At 67.2% G+C, this 17,244-nt stretch carries 15 protein-coding genes; 4 read left to right on the top strand and 11 right to left on the bottom strand.

Annotated features, from left to right (window positions below; genetic code table 11):
- Nucleotides 1–33: 33 nt before the first annotated feature.
- From DB459_RS20085 to DB459_RS20050, 8 genes are all read right to left on the bottom strand, one after another.
- Nucleotides 34–1,893: an acyl-CoA synthetase gene (locus DB459_RS20085; protein WP_253706998.1), complete on the bottom strand. Its 1,860-nt coding sequence runs from the start codon at nt 1,891–1,893 to the stop codon at nt 34–36.
- A gap of 28 nt (nt 1,894–1,921) precedes the next feature.
- Nucleotides 1,922–2,533, bottom strand: a complete 612-nt coding sequence (locus tag DB459_RS20080; protein ID WP_253706997.1) for a riboflavin synthase — start codon at nt 2,531–2,533, stop codon at nt 1,922–1,924.
- Between the two features lie 11 nt (nt 2,534–2,544).
- Nucleotides 2,545–3,693 carry a bifunctional diaminohydroxyphosphoribosylaminopyrimidine deaminase/5-amino-6-(5-phosphoribosylamino)uracil reductase RibD gene (ribD, locus tag DB459_RS20075; RefSeq protein WP_253706996.1) on the bottom strand — a complete coding sequence of 383 codons (1,149 nt, stop codon included), beginning with the start codon at nt 3,691–3,693 and terminating at the stop codon, nt 2,545–2,547.
- A complete protein-coding gene (gene nrdR / locus DB459_RS20070; RefSeq protein WP_253706995.1) occupies nt 3,690–4,172 on the bottom strand; it encodes a transcriptional regulator NrdR in 483 nt (160 codons plus the stop codon). Before nrdR ends, ribD begins: the two co-directional genes overlap by 4 nt.
- Before the next feature lie 9 nt (nt 4,173–4,181).
- Nucleotides 4,182–5,486: a serine hydroxymethyltransferase gene (glyA, locus tag DB459_RS20065; protein WP_253706994.1), complete on the bottom strand. Its 1,305-nt coding sequence runs from the start codon at nt 5,484–5,486 to the stop codon at nt 4,182–4,184.
- Between the two features lie 283 nt (nt 5,487–5,769).
- On the bottom strand, nt 5,770–6,045 hold the full coding sequence (locus tag DB459_RS20060; protein WP_253706993.1) for a hypothetical protein: 276 nt from the start codon (nt 6,043–6,045) through the stop codon (nt 5,770–5,772).
- A 516-nt stretch (nt 6,046–6,561) separates the two neighbouring features.
- Nucleotides 6,562–7,077, bottom strand: coding sequence for a transcriptional regulator LdtR (gene ldtR, locus DB459_RS20055; RefSeq protein ID WP_253706992.1), 516 nt, complete (start codon nt 7,075–7,077; stop codon nt 6,562–6,564).
- A 470-nt stretch (nt 7,078–7,547) separates the two neighbouring features.
- The gene (locus DB459_RS20050) at nt 7,548–8,003 is read right to left on the bottom strand and encodes a DUF6163 family protein (protein WP_253706991.1); all 456 of its coding nucleotides are present in this window, start codon (nt 8,001–8,003) and stop codon (nt 7,548–7,550) included.
- 306 nt (nt 8,004–8,309) lie between these two features.
- Here DB459_RS20050 and hemB point away from each other — a divergent pair, with 306 nt between their 5' ends.
- From hemB to DB459_RS20035, 3 genes are all read left to right on the top strand, one after another.
- A complete protein-coding gene (hemB, locus tag DB459_RS20045) occupies nt 8,310–9,374 on the top strand; it encodes a porphobilinogen synthase (RefSeq protein ID WP_253706990.1) in 1,065 nt (354 codons plus the stop codon).
- A gap of 150 nt (nt 9,375–9,524) precedes the next feature.
- Nucleotides 9,525–10,127, top strand: a complete 603-nt coding sequence (locus tag DB459_RS20040; protein ID WP_253706989.1) for an RDD family protein — start codon at nt 9,525–9,527, stop codon at nt 10,125–10,127.
- Between the two features lie 119 nt (nt 10,128–10,246).
- Nucleotides 10,247–11,020 (top strand): arginyltransferase, encoded by a 774-nt coding sequence (locus DB459_RS20035; protein ID WP_253706988.1) that lies wholly within the window; start codon nt 10,247–10,249, stop codon nt 11,018–11,020.
- A gap of 32 nt (nt 11,021–11,052) precedes the next feature.
- On the opposite strand, the gene DB459_RS20030 is transcribed toward DB459_RS20035, so the two are convergent.
- Nucleotides 11,053–12,420 carry an Nramp family divalent metal transporter gene (locus DB459_RS20030; RefSeq protein WP_253706987.1) on the bottom strand — a complete coding sequence of 456 codons (1,368 nt, stop codon included), beginning with the start codon at nt 12,418–12,420 and terminating at the stop codon, nt 11,053–11,055.
- 493 nt (nt 12,421–12,913) lie between these two features.
- On the opposite strand from DB459_RS20030, the gene DB459_RS20025 reads away from it, so the two are divergent.
- Nucleotides 12,914–14,170 (top strand): MFS transporter, encoded by a 1,257-nt coding sequence (locus tag DB459_RS20025; protein WP_253706986.1) that lies wholly within the window; start codon nt 12,914–12,916, stop codon nt 14,168–14,170.
- Between the two features lie 80 nt (nt 14,171–14,250).
- On the opposite strand, the gene tsaA is transcribed toward DB459_RS20025, so the two are convergent.
- A complete protein-coding gene (gene tsaA / locus DB459_RS20020) occupies nt 14,251–14,724 on the bottom strand; it encodes a tRNA (N6-threonylcarbamoyladenosine(37)-N6)-methyltransferase TrmO (RefSeq protein ID WP_253706985.1) in 474 nt (157 codons plus the stop codon).
- Between the two features lie 98 nt (nt 14,725–14,822).
- Nucleotides 14,823–17,078, bottom strand: a complete 2,256-nt coding sequence (gene parC, locus DB459_RS20015) for a DNA topoisomerase IV subunit A (RefSeq protein WP_253706984.1) — start codon at nt 17,076–17,078, stop codon at nt 14,823–14,825.
- Nucleotides 17,079–17,244 lie beyond the last annotated feature (166 nt).

Genomic DNA, 17,244 nt, shown 5'->3' with positions numbered 1-17,244 from the left:
AGGGATGAAGCCAAGCCCGGTGCGGCGATCAGATCATCCTACCACCGTAACATCGTAGTCGAACAAGTAACCTTGCAGCACCGCCTCGATTTCGGCGCGGCGCGCGGCGGCGGCCGCAGGCAGCCTCACCTCGACCGCGGTTCCGCGCTTGCCCCCGGCGGTCGCCGTGACCGAGACGGCGTCGGTTTGAGCCGCGGCCACCACCTGCGGCCGCAGCAGGCGCTCGACCGCGTCGCACCGCAATTGCGGCTTGAAGATCTTGCCGACGCTGGTCACCGGCAGGGTCTCGACCACGAAGATCTGCCTCGGCCAGGCCGGCCGCTCCGCAATCCGCGGCTCGGCGAAGCGCTGCAGCTCCTCCGCGCTCACCGACGCTCCCGGCTTGAGACTGACATAGCCGACCGGCAATTCACCGGCATAACGATCGGGCTGGCCGACGGCGGCGGCGAGCGCCACGGCGGGGTGGGCCTGCAACGCCTCCTCGATGGTCAGGGGATCGATATTGTGGCCGCTGCGGATGATCAGGTCCTTGGCCCGGCCGGCGATGAACAGGCGGCCCTCGCCGTCCGTGTAAGCGAGGTCGCCGCTGTCGAGCCAGCCCTGGCGGAGCAGCCCGGCATTGTGCGCCGGATCGCGATAACCGGGCGTGACATGGGGACCATGGACCGTGAGCACGCCGATCTCGCCCGCCGCACAGGGCTCGCCGAGGCCGCCGTCGGAGGTCAGGCGGCGGACCACCACCTCGCTGTAAGGCAGGCGCCAGCCGACCGAGCCGGGCGCCGGCGCCGCGGCGCCGGGCAGCAGCGCGACGAGGCCGCCGGCCTCGGTCATGCCGAGGATCTCGTGGATATGGGTGCCGGTCATCGCCTCGTATGTCTCGGCGACGGCGCGGGGCAGCGAGGCCGCGCCGGCGATGCTGTAGCGCACCGTCGAGAGATCGGCATCGACCGGAACATTGATCAGCGCGGCGAGCGCGGTCGGCACGCCGCCGATCACCGTGGCGCGGTGACGCGCGGCGAGGCGCCAGTAATTGGCGACCATGGCGGGATTGCGCAGCCCCGCCGGCGACAGCACCACGAGGCCCGCGCCGGCGATGAAGAACGACAGCCCGCAGGAGATCGTCGCCGCCACATGAAACATCGGCAACGCGTTGAGGATGACGTCGGTCTCGTCGAGGTCCTGCATCACCGTGCCGCCGAAGGCGGCCGCGAGCTGGTTGCGATGGGTGTGGGTGACGAGCTTGGGCAGCCCCGTGGTGCCGCCGGTGTGGAAATAGGCGGCGACGTCGTCGCCCCCTCGCGCCTCGCCGAAGACGAGGCGATCGGCCGGCTCGGCGGCCAGCGCCGCGACAAAATCGGTCACGCCCTCGGGCACCGGCGCGGCGCCGACCCTGACCTGGACGAGTTTGAGGCCGGGCACCAGCGCCTGCACCGCCACCGCCTTGTCCCAGATGTCGAGCTGCGGATGCGGCCCGAGCGCCACCAGAATGCCGGCCCCGGACGCGCGGACGAGATCAGCGATGTTCTGCGCCTGCAGCAGGAAATTGACCGGCACCGCGTAGCCCGCGGTCTCGGCGCCCCACAGGGTGAAATGCGTCGCGACGAGGCTCGGCAGCAGATAGGCGACGCCGGGCGCCTCGCCGCCGAGGCGCGCGAACAGATTGGCGGCCTTGGTGATGCCGGCGAGAAGTTCGCGGTAACTGACACGGCGCGGCGTCTCGTCGTCGGCGCCGGTCATCACCATGGTGATCGCGTCGCGCGCGTCGTGGCGCACCGCGCTTTTCCTGAAGATGTCGTAGATGCTGCGGGCGTCGTAGCGGGCCTCGAGCGGCGCCTCGCGCTCGAAGCGCGCGATGTCCGCCAGCGTCTTCAGCGGCTCTCCAAATGCCGACATGCGCGCCCCCGCTTCGCTCGAAAACGCATCAACGCGACGTCTCTGTCAGCCGCGCCGCGTAGCGCGCCATCAGGTCGACCTCGATATTGACAGCCTGGCCGCCGCGCCAGGCGCCGATGGTCGTCACCGACAGGGTATGGGGAATGATCAGCACCGAAAAGCGGTCATCCTCGACGGTGTTGACCGTGAGCGACGCGCCGTCCAGCGTCACCGAGCCCTTGGCGGCGATGAAGCGCGCCAGCTCCCGCGGCACGCGCAGGACGAACCGCGCCATGTCCGGCAGGTCTTCGCGGGTCAGAACGGTGGCGATGCCGTCGACATGGCCGGTGACGACATGACCGCCGAGTTCGTCGCCGATCTTGAGCGCGCGTTCGAGATTGAGCCGCGAACCCGCCGCCCAGTCACCGGCGGTGGTGACGCCGAGGGTCTCGGCGGCGGCATCGACCTCGAACCAGGTCCGCCCGCCGGCGACGCCCGAAGCGACCACCGTGAGGCAGATGCCGTTGCAGGCGATCGAGGCGCCGTCGGCGATCGTCGCCTGATCGTAGCTGCAGAGGATGCGCAGGCGATGAAGCTGGCCCTGGGCGGTCGGGGTGACGCGCTCGATGTCGCCCACATCGGTGACGATGCCTGTGAACATGGTCCTTCCGCTCAGCTCTGATGATCGTAGATTGTGAGGGTGTCGCCGGCGAGAGGCTCGCTCGTGCGAAGGCGCCATTGCGGCGCGTCGGTGATGGCCGCGAGGGCAAGGCCGTCGAGCGCATCGAGCCCCTTCGGACCGATCTCGCCAGGACCGCGCAGCAGCCAGAATTCATCGGCGAGGCCCTCGCGCAGAAAACTGGCCGCCACCCTGGAGCCGCCCTCGACCAGCAGGCGCGTGACGCCGCGGCGCGACAGCTCGCGCAACACCGTCTCGAGATCGGCCGCCTGCGCCGTACCGTCCAGCCGGATCACCTCGGCACCCTCGGCGCCGAGCAGCGCCGCGGCCGGCGCCTCGGCGGCCGCCGACGTGATCACCCACAGCGGCGCCTGGCGCGCGCTGCGGGCGAGCCGGCCGCCGAGCGGCAGCCGCAGATGACTGTCGAGCACGACGCGCCGCGGCGAGCGGACTTCCAGGCCCGGCAGCCGGCAGGTCAGCAACGGATCGTCCGCCAGCGCGGTGCCGATGCCGATCAGAATGGCGTCGCACTGCGCCCGCAACAGATGGGTGCGGGCCTGAGCTGCCGGCCCGGTGATCGCGACCGGCCGGCGCCCTTCGCCGGCAATCTTGTCATCGCGCGACACTGCGAGCTTGATGACGACGTGGGGCCGGCCGTCGCGGACCCGGCGGATATGTCCGGCGTGGTCGCGCTCCGCCTCGGCGCGAAACAGGCCGACGTCGACCTTGATGCCGGCGGCGCGCAACCGCGCATGGCCCTGCCCCGCGACCTCGGGATTGGGATCCTCCATGGCGCTGACCACGCGGGCGATGCCGGCGGCGACCACGGCATCGGCGCAGGGCGGCGTCTTGCCGTGATGGGAACAGGGCTCGAGGGTGACATAGAGCGTGGCGCCGCGGGCCGCGGCACCGGCCCGCGCCAGGGCTTGCGGCTCGGCATGGGGACGGCCGCCCGGCGCGGTCCAGCCGCGGCCGAGGACGATGCCGTCCTTGACCACGACGGCGCCGACGGCGGGATTGGTCGCGGTGCGGCCGAGGCCGCGGCGGCCGAGCGCGAGGGCGAGCGCCATGAAGCGGCGGTCGGCGGCGCTGTCGTCCTTGAGCTGTTGGGCGATCTTGGTTTCGAGGATGCGGAAGATCATTTGCGCACGAGCAGCGGGCGCGGCTCGTCGTCACCGCTGAGCTCGCCCAGCACCGCCTCGAAATCCTTGGCCTCGCGGAAATTGCGGTAGACCGAGGCAAAGCGCACATAGGCGACGTCGTCGAGCTGGCGCAGATGCTCCATCACGATTTCGCCGATCGCCTCCGAGGACACCTCCGACTCGCCGGCGCTCTCCAATTCGCGCACGATGGCGGAGACCGTCCTCTCGACGCGCTCGGGATCGACCGGGCGCTTGCGCAGGCTGATCTGCACCGACCGCATCAGCTTGTCGCGGTCGAAGGGCACGCGCCGGCCGTTGCGCTTGATCACCGTGAGCTCGCGCAGCTGCACGCGCTCGAAAGTGGTGAAGCGGAAGTTGCAGGTCATGCACACGCGCCGGCGCCGGATCACGGACGAATCTTCCGTCGGCCGTGAATCCTTCACCTGCGTATCGAGACTGCTGCAACTCGGACAGCGCATGCGGATGCCTTACTGGTAGATCGGGAAGCGATCGGTGAGCTCGCGCACCCGTGCCTTGATCGCGGCCTCGACCAGCGGCGCCTGGCCGTCGCCGGACTGCGCCACCGCGTTCAGCACCTCGGAGATCAGGCCGCCGACCTGCTTGAATTCGGCGACGCCGAAGCCGCGGGTGGTTGCCGCCGGCGTGCCGAGGCGGATGCCGGAGGTGACGAAGGGCTTTTCGGGATCGAACGGAATGCCGTTCTTGTTGCAGGTGATGGCGGCGCGCACCAGCGCCTTCTCCGAGACGTTGCCCTTCAGCCCCTTGGGCCGCAGGTCGACCAGCATCAAGTGGTTGTCGGTGCCGCCGGAGACGATGTCGAAGCCGCTGGCCCGCAGCGATTCCGCCAGCGCCTTGGCATTCTCGACGACGTTCTTCGCATAGACCTTGAATTCCGGCCGCAGCGCCTCGCCGAAGGCCACCGCCTTGGCGGCGATCACATGCATCAACGGGCCGCCCTGCAGGCCGGGGAAGATCGCCGAATTGAGCTTCTTGGCGATCACCTCGTCGTTGCACAGGATCAGGCCGCCGCGCGGACCGCGCAGCGACTTGTGCGTCGTCGTCGTCGTGACATGGGCATGGGGCACCGGCGAAGCATGGACGCCGCCGGCGACGAGGCCGGCGAAATGCGCCATGTCGACCAGCAGATAAGCACCGACGCTGTCGGCGATCTCGCGGAAACGCTTGAAGTCCCAGGCCCGCGAATAGGCCGAGCCGCCGGCGATGATCAGCTTGGGCTTGTGCTGCTCGGCGAGCCTCGCGACCTCGTCCATGTCGATGATCTGGTCGTCGCGCCGCACGGTGTAGTGCACCGGCTTGAACCACTTGCCCGACATGTTCACCGGCGCGCCGTGGGTGAGATGACCGCCCGCCGCCAGATCGAGGCCCATGAAGGTGTCGCCCGGCTGGAGCAGCGCCAGGAAGACCGCCTGGTTCATCTGGCTGCCGGAGTTCGGCTGCACATTGGCGAACTTGGCGTCGAACAGCTTCTTGGCACGATCGATCGCCAGGTTTTCGGCGACGTCGACGAATTCGCAGCCGCCGTAATAGCGCGCGCCCGGATAACCTTCCGCGTATTTGTTGGTCATCACCGAGCCCTGCGCCTCGAGCACGGCGCGGCTGACGATGTTTTCCGACGCGATCAATTCGATTTCGTGACGCTGGCGACCGAGCTCACCCTGGATCGCGGCGGCGATCTCGGGATCGGCCTTGGAGAGCGGCGTGGCGAAAAACGTGTCGATCGAAGAAGCGGCGGGCTTGGCGGACGAGGTCATAGGCGGAAATATCTCCCCCGTTGCGGCGGGCGATGCGGTGTCGAGAGGGACACCCGATGGCCGGCGCGAGCGGATCCTTGTGTGGGGCGGAAGCGATCGCGGCGACATACCATATCTTGGGCCTAGGACCAAGTTCGGCCGGCGCTCCCCAGATATGGCGTTTTGCCAGTGCGGATCCGAATAACTGTCCGAGCATGGGCAAACGACGCGTCATTCGAAAGGCGGGATGCCAGGCCCCCGCCCGCTCTGGGAATGACCTCCCGCCCCGCCCGGGAACAACAGGTCAGGACGAGCGGCCGATGGCGCGCGGGGCGCTGCCGGCGCCCGGTCGGAAGGGGTAGCGCACTGCCCCGCCCTCACCCGCGGCGCGGCCCGCAGCTTTGCCGGCGATTTCGCCGGCCAGGCGGGTCGGAACGAGGGGAATGCTCCCCCAGCGCGCCGGCGTCTCGGAGACGGCGTCGCCCGACCGGGCCACATAGGCCGCGGCGACGATCACGTTCAGCGAACAGCCGAGCAGCAGCGCCGCCGCCAGGGCGACCTGGGCCCGCCGAGAGGTCAATCGGAGAATCGTCTTCATGGCTCGTGGATGATGGAAACTGCAGCGCCAAGAGTCCCGCGGTTTATTTTCGCCGGCCAGGGCGCCGGATTCAGGTCTCGTTTACCAAACCGGCTCCCAAACCGATTCTGCCGTCGGGCTCCGAGCCGTCCCCTGGAGCGGGAAAAAATCCCGCCTGCCGGGGCCGCGGCAGGCGGGGCTCTGGGGATGTCGAAGGCCTTCGACCGTCAGCAGCGCACCGGGGGATGATGAGCCGCGGACACCTCGCAATATGAACAAAGCAAGAACACTGCGCAAGCCTCCAAGATCGCCGCGAAGATCGCCGCGAGGCACGATCCCGGCGGCTCAACGCAAAAAGGCGCCCGAAGGCGCCTTGAGTTGCGACCGCGCCAGGGGAACCCGCGCGGGTGAAGAAGCGTGCGTCTTGCGCGCACGTCGTAGAGGCCAGAGGGCACTGGCGAAGGCGAATGGGCCGCTTGGGCCGTCCCGCGCGACGCGGGAGCGGCCCGGCGGGATGGTTCAGAGCCGGTACAGGATCTGGTCGGTCCAGAACCGCTCGAGGCGATGGAGCGACTTGTTGAGAGTGGCGAACTCCTCGCCGGAGATGCCGCCGACCTGCTCGACCGTCTTGACGTGCTTCTGGTAGAGCGCCTCGACGATACGGCGGATTTCCTGGCCCTGCGCGGTCAGGCGAATGCGCACCGAGCGGCGGTCGACGCGCGAGCGCTGGTGATCCAGGAAGCCCATTTCCACGAGCTTCTTGAGATTGTAGGAAACGTTGGAGCCGAGATAATAGCCGCGGGTGCGCAGTTCGCCGGCGGTCAACTCCTTGTCGCCGATGTTGTAGAGCAGCAGCGCCTGCACGGAGTTGATGTCGGCGCGACCGCGGCGATCGAATTCGTCCTTGATGACGTCGAGCAACCGGCGATGCAGACGCTCCACCAGAGTAAGAGCCTCGAGATAGAGCGGCTGGATCGACGGTTTGCCCGCATCGCGTTCGACGGTTTCGACCGCCGTTGCTACGGCTTTGATCATGACACTTCCCCTGTCGTCTTTTATCGACTTATTCGACGAAACTTCTGCCTCGTCTGATAGGGCCAACCTAAGCTTGCCCTTTGAAGATCAGCTTAAACAACAGCATAAAGAGATCATGAATTTGCGAGAGTGAATCGTCGATTAAGCCCGTAAAATAGGGGGTTTTCGTAATTCCTCGTTGAGCAAGACGCGCCCCTGTTCACGCTTTGGATGACGCGCTGTCGCAAAGCGGAACAGAACGCTTCAAATTCGAAACGTTGCGGTAAGACCTGTGCCCGGCGTCTTGGGAAAGTCGTAACCATGGCAACCTTGCCGCGACGCGAAATCTCAAAATCGCGCATAAAAAAAGCCGCCCTGCGGCGGCATGTTCCTTCAGCTCATTTCAGTCGCCGCTTTTTGGGCGGCGCGTTCGCGCACTTCCGAAGTTCGCGAGTCAGCGGGGGCGTCTTCCGGACACGAACTTCGCTGCGTCATGGCGGTCGCTCGAGTGCCGCCTTCCAGGCGAGAGCGAGATAGCCGACCAGCAGCACCCCTTCGATGACGATCACGAAGATGGAGCCGCCGTAGATGTTCGGAAACATCAGTTCGATCACGGCCATCGAGACGATCGAGGTCAGCCAGACGACAGCGCCCCACGGCGTCGCCAGCCACAGTCCCACCGCGGCGACGAGTTCGATGACGGCGAAATAGACCGTTGCCGTCTGCCACGACATCGGCTGGTTTTCGAACGCCTGATCCTCGGTGCCGATGAATCCCGTCACCTGCGCCCAGTGATAGAGCCCCTTGGCGACGGCGACCACCGCCATGATCCGCAGAAAGATCACGAGCCGGCGCGTCCAGGCGCCGTCGCCGCGCTCGATGGCGCCGGCAACAATGGCGGAGAGGACGCCTTCGCGGACCTTTTCCTGCGATGCGCCGTCCGTCATCCCCTCACCTTGTGGCCTGAAACCATCCTGAACTCCGGATTCGAATGCGAGGCACGCAGGCCGGATTCGCGCTCGATCTCGTTCGAGCCGAGCGCCGGCGGGTCGCCCGTTGCGGCGCACCAAACCACAGCAGTCACGAATCATCCAGCGGCTTTACAGCGATCGTGACGCCGCCGCAGCGTGGTGCTACACCGCGCCGGCGGAGTAAAGGTTGCTGCAGATAGTCGCGTCTTGGCCCCTGCGTGTGACCTGCGCCTTGGATCCGTGGCTTGGATCCGCGATTTGGACCCGTGAGGAGGCCAGAAGATGGCGATCAAGTTTGGACGGCCGATTGAATTGCGTGACACGGAGCGGCGGGCCACGGAGGCCGCGCAGGCGCCCGATCTCGGCCTCTCCATCCGTCCGCGCCGCAACCGCAAGAGCGAATGGGCCCGGCGGCTCGTTCGCGAGAACGTGCTCACCACCGACGATCTGATCTGGCCGATCTTCGTCGTCGACGGCAACAACCAGCGCGTGCCGATCGCCTCGATGCCGGGCGTCGAGCGCGTCACCGTCGACCAGGTGGTACGCGACGCCGAGCGCGCCCTGAAACTCGATATTCCCTGCCTCGCGCTGTTTCCCTACACCGACCCCGCGTTGCGCGACGAGACCGGCAGCGAGGCCGTCAATCCAGAAAATCTGGTGTGCCGCTCGGTCCGGGCGATCAAGAAGGAATTCCCCGAGCTCGGCGTCCTGTGCGACGTCGCCCTCGATCCCTTCACCAGCCACGGCCATGACGGCCTGCTGCGCGACGGCGTCATCCTCAACGACGAGACCGTCGAGGTTCTGGTCAGGCAGGCGCTGGCCCAGGCCGAGGCCGGCTGCGACGTCATCGCGCCCTCGGACATGATGGACGGCCGCGTCGGCGCGATCCGCGCCGGCCTCGACCAGGCCGGGCTCGGCGACGTGCAGATCATGGCCTATGCCGCCAAATACGCCTCGGCCTTCTACGGTCCGTTCCGTGACGCCATCGGTTCGGCCAAGACGCTGAGCGGCGACAAGCGCACCTACCAGATGGACCCGGCCAATTCCGACGAGGCGCTGCGCGAGGTCGAGCTTGATATCGCCGAGGGCGCCGACATGGTGATGGTCAAGCCCGGCCTGCCCTATCTCGACGTCATCCGGCGGGTGAAGGACACCTTCGCCATGCCGACCTTCGCCTATCAGGTGTCGGGCGAATACGCGATGATCGCCGGCGCCGCCCTGAATGGCTGGATCGATGGCGACCGCGCCATGGTGGAGAGCCTCATCGCCTTCAAACGCGCCGGCGCCGACGGCGTGCTGACCTATTTTGCACCGAAGGTGGCGGAGGGCCTCAAGGCCCACCGCTGAGGTACCCTCCCCTGGTCGCTGCCCCTTGTGCCCGGAATCCGGCATCGCCATTTGTTGGACAGACTCACTTGGTCGGAGTTTCCTGGCTGGCGTTTGGTCGGCCGGGCGGCTGCGATGAACAAGGCTGGATGAGACGGGAAGGACTTCGCCATGTCGAATGCTGACGGCTCGAACGGTCCCGGGTCCGGTTTCGGCAGCGATCCCGGGCGCGACGATCCCGGGCGCAACAATGTCTGGCGCAGCGGCGGCGGCTTCGAAGCGCGTCCGCACGCCTATGATCCCTATACCCAGCCGGAGCTGTTCCGTGGCGTCGCAGCCCGCCGGATGTTCGCCTTCCTTATCGACCTGATCGTGCTCGCGATCCCGGTAATCCTGGCCTACGTCTTCATCGCCGTGTTCGGCGTCATCACACTCGGCCTCGGCTGGATGCTGTTCTGGCTGGTGTCGCCGCTGTCGGTGATCTGGGCTCTTGTCTATTACGGCATGACGATCGGCGGACCGGCCTCGGCGACCCTCGGCATGCGCGCCTTGGACCTGCAGTTGAGGACCTGGTACGGTGCACCCGGTTATTTCGTGCTGGGCGCCTGTCACGCCGTCCTGTTCTGGGTGTCGATCTCGTTCCTGAGCCCGCTGGTGCTGCTGGTCGGCCTGTTCAACGCCCGCCGCCGCCTGCTGCACGATTTCGTGCTCGGCACGGTGATCATCAATGCCTCCGCCCAGGACGCGGCCTATGGGCCGGTCCGCACGTTCTGAGATCGCCCCCCGATGACACGGAATTCTGACACCGCAAAAAGCACCTCCGGCGTGAAACTCGTTGACCGAGCGACGCGCGGACGCGATCATGCATCATCGGGAGGCCGGACGAGACCTTCGTGACGCAGCATTCGCGCGATACCCCGCAGTTCTACCTGACGGCGCCCTCGCCCTGCCCCTATTTGCCGGGCCGCCACGAGCGCAAGGTTTTCACCCATCTGGTCGGCGACCGGGCCGGCGAGCTCAATGACCTGCTGACCCATGGCGGGTTCCGGCGCAGCCAGTCGATCGCCTACCGGCCGGCCTGCGACAATTGCCGCGCCTGCGTCTCGGTGCGAGTGATGGCCAACGAGTTCCGCCCCACCCGGGGCTTTCGCAAGGTGCTGGCGCGCAACAGCGACATCGTCGGCGAACTGCGCCCCGCCGCCCCGTCCTCGGAGCAGTACGCGATCTTCCGCGCCTATCTCGACGAGCGTCATCGCCATGGCGGCATGGCGGACATGACGGTGCTGGACTACGCCATGATGGTGGAGGACAGCCATGTCGAGACCAAGCTGATCGAATACCGCCTGCGCGGCCCCGACAGTGGCGTCAGCGGCCGCGGCGAGACGCTGGTGGCCGCGGCGCTGACGGACATCCTCAGCGACGGCCTGTCGATGGTCTATTCCTTCTTCGACCCCGCCCAGCGCGACCGCTCGCTGGGCAGCTTCATGATTCTCGACCATCTCGCCCGGGCGCGCCGCATGGGCCTGCCCTATGTCTACCTCGGCTACTGGATCGAGGGCTCGAAGAAGATGGACTACAAGGCCCGTTTCATGCCGCAGCAGCGGCTTGCGGCAAGCGGTTGGGTGCGGGCCGACGATGGCGCCGCCGCGCCCGAACCGCAGGACTGATACGAGCGTCAGATCCGCCGCACGAGCGAGCGTCATCCGACCGCGAAATCGACCACCAGCTTGATGTTGAGGGCGATGATCAGCGCGGCGATCACCGCGGTTGCCGCCGTCAGCCATCGCGGCGCGACGAAGCGGCCCATCTTGGCCCGGCTGGCGGTAATCCAGACCAGGGGCACGATGGCGAAAGGCAATTGCAGGCTCAGGATCACCTGACTGAGAATCAGGAGCTGACCGGCGCCCTTGTCGCCCGACCAGATCGTCACCAGCGCCGCCGGCACGATGGCAATGCTGCGGGTGACCAGTCGCCGCAGCCAGGGCGCGAGCTTGATGGCGATGAATCCCTCCATCACGACCTGTCCCGCAAGGGTCGCCGTGACTGTCGAATTCAAGCCGCAGCAGATCAGTGCGATGCCGAACAGCGTCGGCGCCAGCGACGAGCCGAGCAACGGCGCCAGGAAGGCGTGGGCGCGGTCGAGTTCGGCCACATCGTAGCGGCCCGTGCTGTGGAAGGTCGCGGCGGCGAGGATGAGGATGGAGGCGTTGATCGTCAGCGCGAAGCACAGCGCAATGGTCGAATCGATGGTGGAGAGTCGGATCGCCTGCCGCCGCCCGGCATCGTCGGCTTCGTAGGCGCGGGTCTGCACCAGGCCGGAATGCAGGTAGAGATTGTGCGGCATCACCGTCGCGCCGAGAATGCCCAGCGCGAGATAGAGCATGTCACGGTCGGCGACGAGCGCCGGGGTCGGCACGAAGCCGCGCAGCACGCCGCCCCAGTCGGGATGCGCCATCGCGATCTGGATGGAAAAGCAGGCGGCGATGACGGCGAGCAGCGCGACCACCAGCGCCTCCACCCAACGGAAACCGAGCGCCTGCAGGGCGAGGATCAGGAAGACGTCCGCCGCGGTGAGCAGGACCCCGATCGCCAGCGGCACGCCGAACAGCAGGTTCAGCCCGATCGCGGTGCCGATGATCTCGGCGAGGTCGGTAGCGGCAATGGCGATTTCGGCGAACAACCACAGCGGCCAGGCCACCCAGCGCGGATAGGCGTCCCGGCAGGCCTGAGCGAGATCGCGGCCCGCCCCCACCCCCAGCCGGGCGCACAGAGCCTGCAGCAGGATCGCCATGACGTTCGACATCAGGGCGACCGAGAGCAGTGCGTAGCCGTAGCGGGAGCCGCCGGCCAGCGACGTCGCCCAGTTGCCCGGATCCATGTAGCCGACCGCCACCAGATAGCCCGGGCCGAGAAACGCGACGAGCTTGCGCCAGAAGGACGCCCCGGCGGCGACCCGCACCGAGCCGAAGACCTCCGACAACGACGGCTCGCCGCGCTCGGCGCGCCAGCCGCCGGGCGGCTGGCCGGCTGTCATGACGTCGGCGGAGGGCGGGGACTTGGCGTGCATCCGCTCAGACAACACGAAGCCGGCCTCTATTGCAACTGATTTGCAACTGCAAGAAATCCCTTGTCGGAGATCGGGTGGGTGGAACCCGCCGACCATCCTATGGACACGGACATCCTAGTGTCCTGTCTCCGAATTACCGCTTCGTTTGCCTCACGCTCGCACGGTCATTCGGAGACATCGGGACACTAGCAAAATCAAAAAGCTAGTGTGGCTTATGTCTCGCAATTGCCTAGGAGAGGGGTGCCGCAAAGGCGGTAGGCAATTGCGAGACGCCACACTAGCGTCCCGTCTCCGAATGACCGCTCCATTTGCCTCATGCTCGCACGGTCATTCGGAGACATCGGGACACTAGCAAAATCAAAAAGCTAGTGTGGCTTATGTCTCGCAATTGCCTAGGAGAGGCTTGCCGCGAAGGCGGTAGGCAATTGCGAGACGCCACACTAGCGCGAGTCCCACGCCGTCCCCCCTGATCCGCCGCAAGTGTCATTCGCAAATGTCCCTGACCGCTCCCCTGCCCGCCACTTTCCACCGTCTCGCCTGGTCGAATCTCGCGGCCCAATGCGCCGAGCAAGTCGCCCTGGCCGCCGCGCCGCTCGCCGCCGTCCTGCTCCTCGGCGCCGGGGAAGGGCTGAGCGGCCTGTTGCAGACCGCCCTGACCCTCCCCTTCCTTTTGCTCGCGGTTCCGGCCGGCCTCCTCGCCGACCGCATGCCGCGGCGACGCCTGATGGCGTCGGCCGAGGTCCTGCGGGCGCTCGCCCTGGCGCTGATCGTCACACTGATCGCGACCGGCCAACTGACGATGGCGGCGCTGGCCGGCCTCGGCTTCGTTTCGGTCTGCGGGACCGTGGCCTTCAGCGTCGCCGCGCCCGCACTGGTGCCGGCGCTGGTCGCGCCGGCCGCCTTCGCCGCCGCCAATGCCCGGATCGAACTGGCGCGCACCGTCGCCTTCGCCGGCGGACCGGCCCTCGGCGGCCTCCTCGTCGGCTGGACCGGGCCGGCACCGGCTTTCGCGCTGGCGGCGGCCCTGTCGCTCGTCGCGGCGCGGCTGCTCGCCGGCATCGCCGAACCGCCTCGACCGCGCGCGTCAGGGCGTCGTCCATTGGACGAATTCCGCGACGGCGTCCGTTTCGTCGCCGCCCACCCCCTGCTGCGGCCGGTGTTCGTCACCCAGCTCGTCTTCGGGACCTCGTTCTTCGTCATCCTCGCGATCTTCGTGCCCTACGCGCTGCGCCATCTGCAGATGAGCGCCGCCGCCGTCGGCACCACGCTCGCGATGTACGGCGTCGGCATGATGATCGGCGCGCTCGCGGCGACGCGGCTGCTGCGCCATGTCGCCTTCGGCACCGTGGTCGCGCTCGGCCCGCTGACCGGGTTTGCCGCCTCCGCCCTGCTCGCCCTGACCATTATCGTGCCGTCCGCCGCACTTGCCGCCAGCGGCTTCTTTCTGCTCGGCGTCGGTCCGATCCTGTGGGTGATCAGCACCACCACCCTGCGCCAGGCGGTGACACCGCCGCAGATGCTCGGCCGGGTCTCGGCGATCAACATCCTGAGCTACGGCGCGCGACCGCTCGGCGCCGCCATCGGCGCGGTGGTCGGCGCACGTTTTGGCGCCGAAGCCTGCCTGTGCCTCGCCATGGCCGGCTTCGCCGTCCAGGCCGGCTACATCCTGCTGTCGCCGGCGGTGACGCTGGCGAGGCAGCCCGACGGCCATGACGCCGCGGCCATTCCGCTTCGCTCGAAAACGCCTTAGTGCGATGGATCTGACGCTCGTCTCGCAATTGCCTACGACAGGCTTGCCGCAAAGGCGGTAGGCAATTGCGAGACGCCACACTAGTGACCGGGCTTCGGCGGCGAATAGGCGCAGCGGTCTGGCTTGAGGTCGATCAGCGGCGTGCCATCGAGACAGTCGAGGCCGCGGACCAGCACGACATTGCCTTCGATGCCCACCAGCGCCGCGACCGACAGGCCGATCGGATTGGGACGCACCGGCGAGCGCAGCGCGAACACGCCGCGGATATCGCCATCCCTGCGCGGGTTCTGCAGCACGAGGTCGCGCCGCGCGCGGTGCAGCCAGTAGAACACCTCGACCTGCCTGTAGTCTTCGAGGCCCTTGAGGCCGGGCACCCATGGATCGAAGATCTCGATACGGCAGACCGGACCATCCTGCCGACCCTGACGCGGTGTCTCCTCGCGTGAGGTCCACGGCGTATGGATGCGCCCGATGAAGACGAGACCGGCATCGGTCGGCGGCGGCGGCTCGACCGCCAGCTCACCTTCGCGGACGCTGAATTCCTCGCTCGCCATGCTGCTCGCCCTCGATTGCCGCGCCCGATCTGCGGGGCGCGGCGGAGAGTGTCACGCAAGAACCTCGCCCCGCAATGGTTGGCGAAGCGCAAGACGCCTCATTCGATGGTCTTGCCGAACTTGTTCGATTTCGGGAAGCCCTTCGGCGGCAGGCGCCCGGCATCGGCCCGGCTGCCGCGCCAGTCGGCCAGCTCCTTCATGCTGGTGCCGAATACGCGTCCGGCGGAATCGCGCCAGGTCAGGCCGTCCTTGGCATTGAAGGTGACGATGTCCGACAGGCCGCCGTCCTTGTAGCGCTGCAGACGCACACCGCGACCGCGCGCCATCTCCGGCACCTGATCGAGGCCGAACACCAGCATCTTGCGATTGTCGCCGATCACCGCCACCGTGTCGCCGTCGACCGGCGTCAGTGCGCGCGCCTCGTTCGGCGGCGCGACGTTGAGCACCTGCTTGCCCTTGCGGGTATTGGCGATGCAGTCGTCCTCGTTGACGACGAAGCCCTGGCCATCGTGGCTCGCGACCAGGAACTTGCGGCCCCCCTTGTTGACGAACAGCGCGACGATTGCAGCATCCTGCTCCATGTCGATGAACATGCGGATCGGTTCGCCATGGCCGCGACCGCCCGGCAGCTTGGCCGCGTCGAGCGTGTAGAAGCGGCCATTGGTGGCGAACAGCAGAAGCTTCGAAGTGGTCTCGGCGAAGAAGGCATAGGCGAGATGATCGTCGGTCTTGAAGGTCAGGTTGGAGAGATCGGCGACCTGCCCCTTCAGCGTGCGCACCCAGCCCTTGTCCGACACCACGACCGTAATCGGCTCGCGCTCGACCAGCGCCTCTTCCATCGCGGCGAGGTCGTGCTCGGGAGCTTCGGCGAACTGGGTCCGACGCTTGCCGAGCGGCGTCTTCGGGCCGAACTTCTCGCGCACCGAACGAATCTCCTCGCCGACCCTCGCCCACTGCGCGGTCTCGGAGCCGAGGATCGCCTGGATGCCCTTGAGTTCCGCGCGGAGCTTCTTGTCCTCGCTCCTGATCTCCATTTCCTCGAGCTTGCGCAGCGAGCGCAGGCGCATGTTGAGGATGGCGTCCGCCTGGACTTCGGTCAGGCTGAAGGTTTTCATCAGCACCGGCTTGGGCTCGTCCTCGGTGCGGATGATGCGGATCACCTCGTCGAGGTTGAGGTAGGCGATCAGATAGCCGCCGAGAACTTCGAGGCGGTTCTCGATCTGCTGGCGCCGATAGTTGGAGCGGCGCAGCAGCACCTCGCGGCGATGATCGAGCCATTCCCGCAGCACCTCGGCGAGGCCGAGCACTTTCGGGATCCGGCCCTTCACCAGCACGTTGAGATTGAGCGGAATCCGGCTCTCCAGCTCGGTGAGCTTGAACAGCGATTCCATCAGCAGGCCGGGATCGACCGTGCGCGATTTCGGCTCGATGACGATACGGACGTCCTCGGCGGATTCGTCTCTGATGTCGCCGAGCAGCGGCAGTTTGCGCTCATTGAGCAGCTCGGCGATCTTCTCGATCAGCCGCGACTTCTGCACCAGCCAGGGAATCTCGGTGACGACGACCGTCCAGGTGCCGCGGGCGCCCTCCTCCTGGTGCCACTTGGCGCGGACGCGGAACGAGCCGCGGCCGGTGGCGTAGGCCTCGGCGATGCTCTCCTGCGAATCCACCACGATGCCGCCGGTGGGGAAGTCGGGGCCTTTGACCCAGCGCATCAGGTTGCGCGACTTCGCCTGCGGCTTGTCGATGAGATGCAGTGCCGCGTCGCACAGTTCGGCGGCGTTGTGCGGCGGGATCGCGGTCGCCATGCCGACCGCGATGCCCTGCGATCCATTGGCGAGAAGATTCGGGAAGGCCCCGGGCAGCACCACCGGCTCCTGCTCGCTGCCATCGTAATTGGCGCGAAAATCGACGGCATCCTCGTCGATGCCCTCGAGCAGGAGGCGGGCCACTTCGGTGAGGCGGGCCTCGGTGTAACGCATGGCGGCGGCGTTATCGCCGTCCACATTGCCGAAGTTGCCCTGGCCATCCACCAGGGGATAGCGCTGGGCGAAATCCTGGGCGAGGCGAACCAGGGCGTCGTAGACCGACTGGTCGCCGTGCGGATGGAATTTACCGATGGTGTCGCCGACCACGCGGGCCGACTTCTTGAAGCCGCCGCCCGGTTCCAGGCGGAGCTGGCGCATGGCGTGGAGCAGCCGGCGGTGCACCGGCTTGAGGCCATCGCGCGCGTCAGGCAGCGCCCGGTGCATGATGGTCGACAGCGCGTAAGCGAGGTAGCGCTCCTCCAGCGCTTCGCGCAGTGCGACTTCCTCGACCTCGGCGGGTTCGGGTGGAATCAGTCTCTTGCCCATGCCTCCCGTTAACTCCTGTCGCCCCTATGAACAAGGAATGAATTCACCGGCCACGACTTGTCCGCATTTGGTGACGCATCATTGAACCTGGCGCCGAGTCGACGGAACCAATGCTGGAAGCCGGCTGTCTCCTGAACTACAGTCCGGCCATCGCAACATGCGGCCC

This window comes from Bradyrhizobium sp. WD16 (genome assembly GCF_024181725.1).
Taxonomy (GTDB): Bacteria; Pseudomonadota; Alphaproteobacteria; order Rhizobiales; family Xanthobacteraceae; genus Bradyrhizobium_A.
Note: the sequence above shows the minus strand (reverse complement) of the source record. Positions and strands in the feature narration are given on the sequence as shown.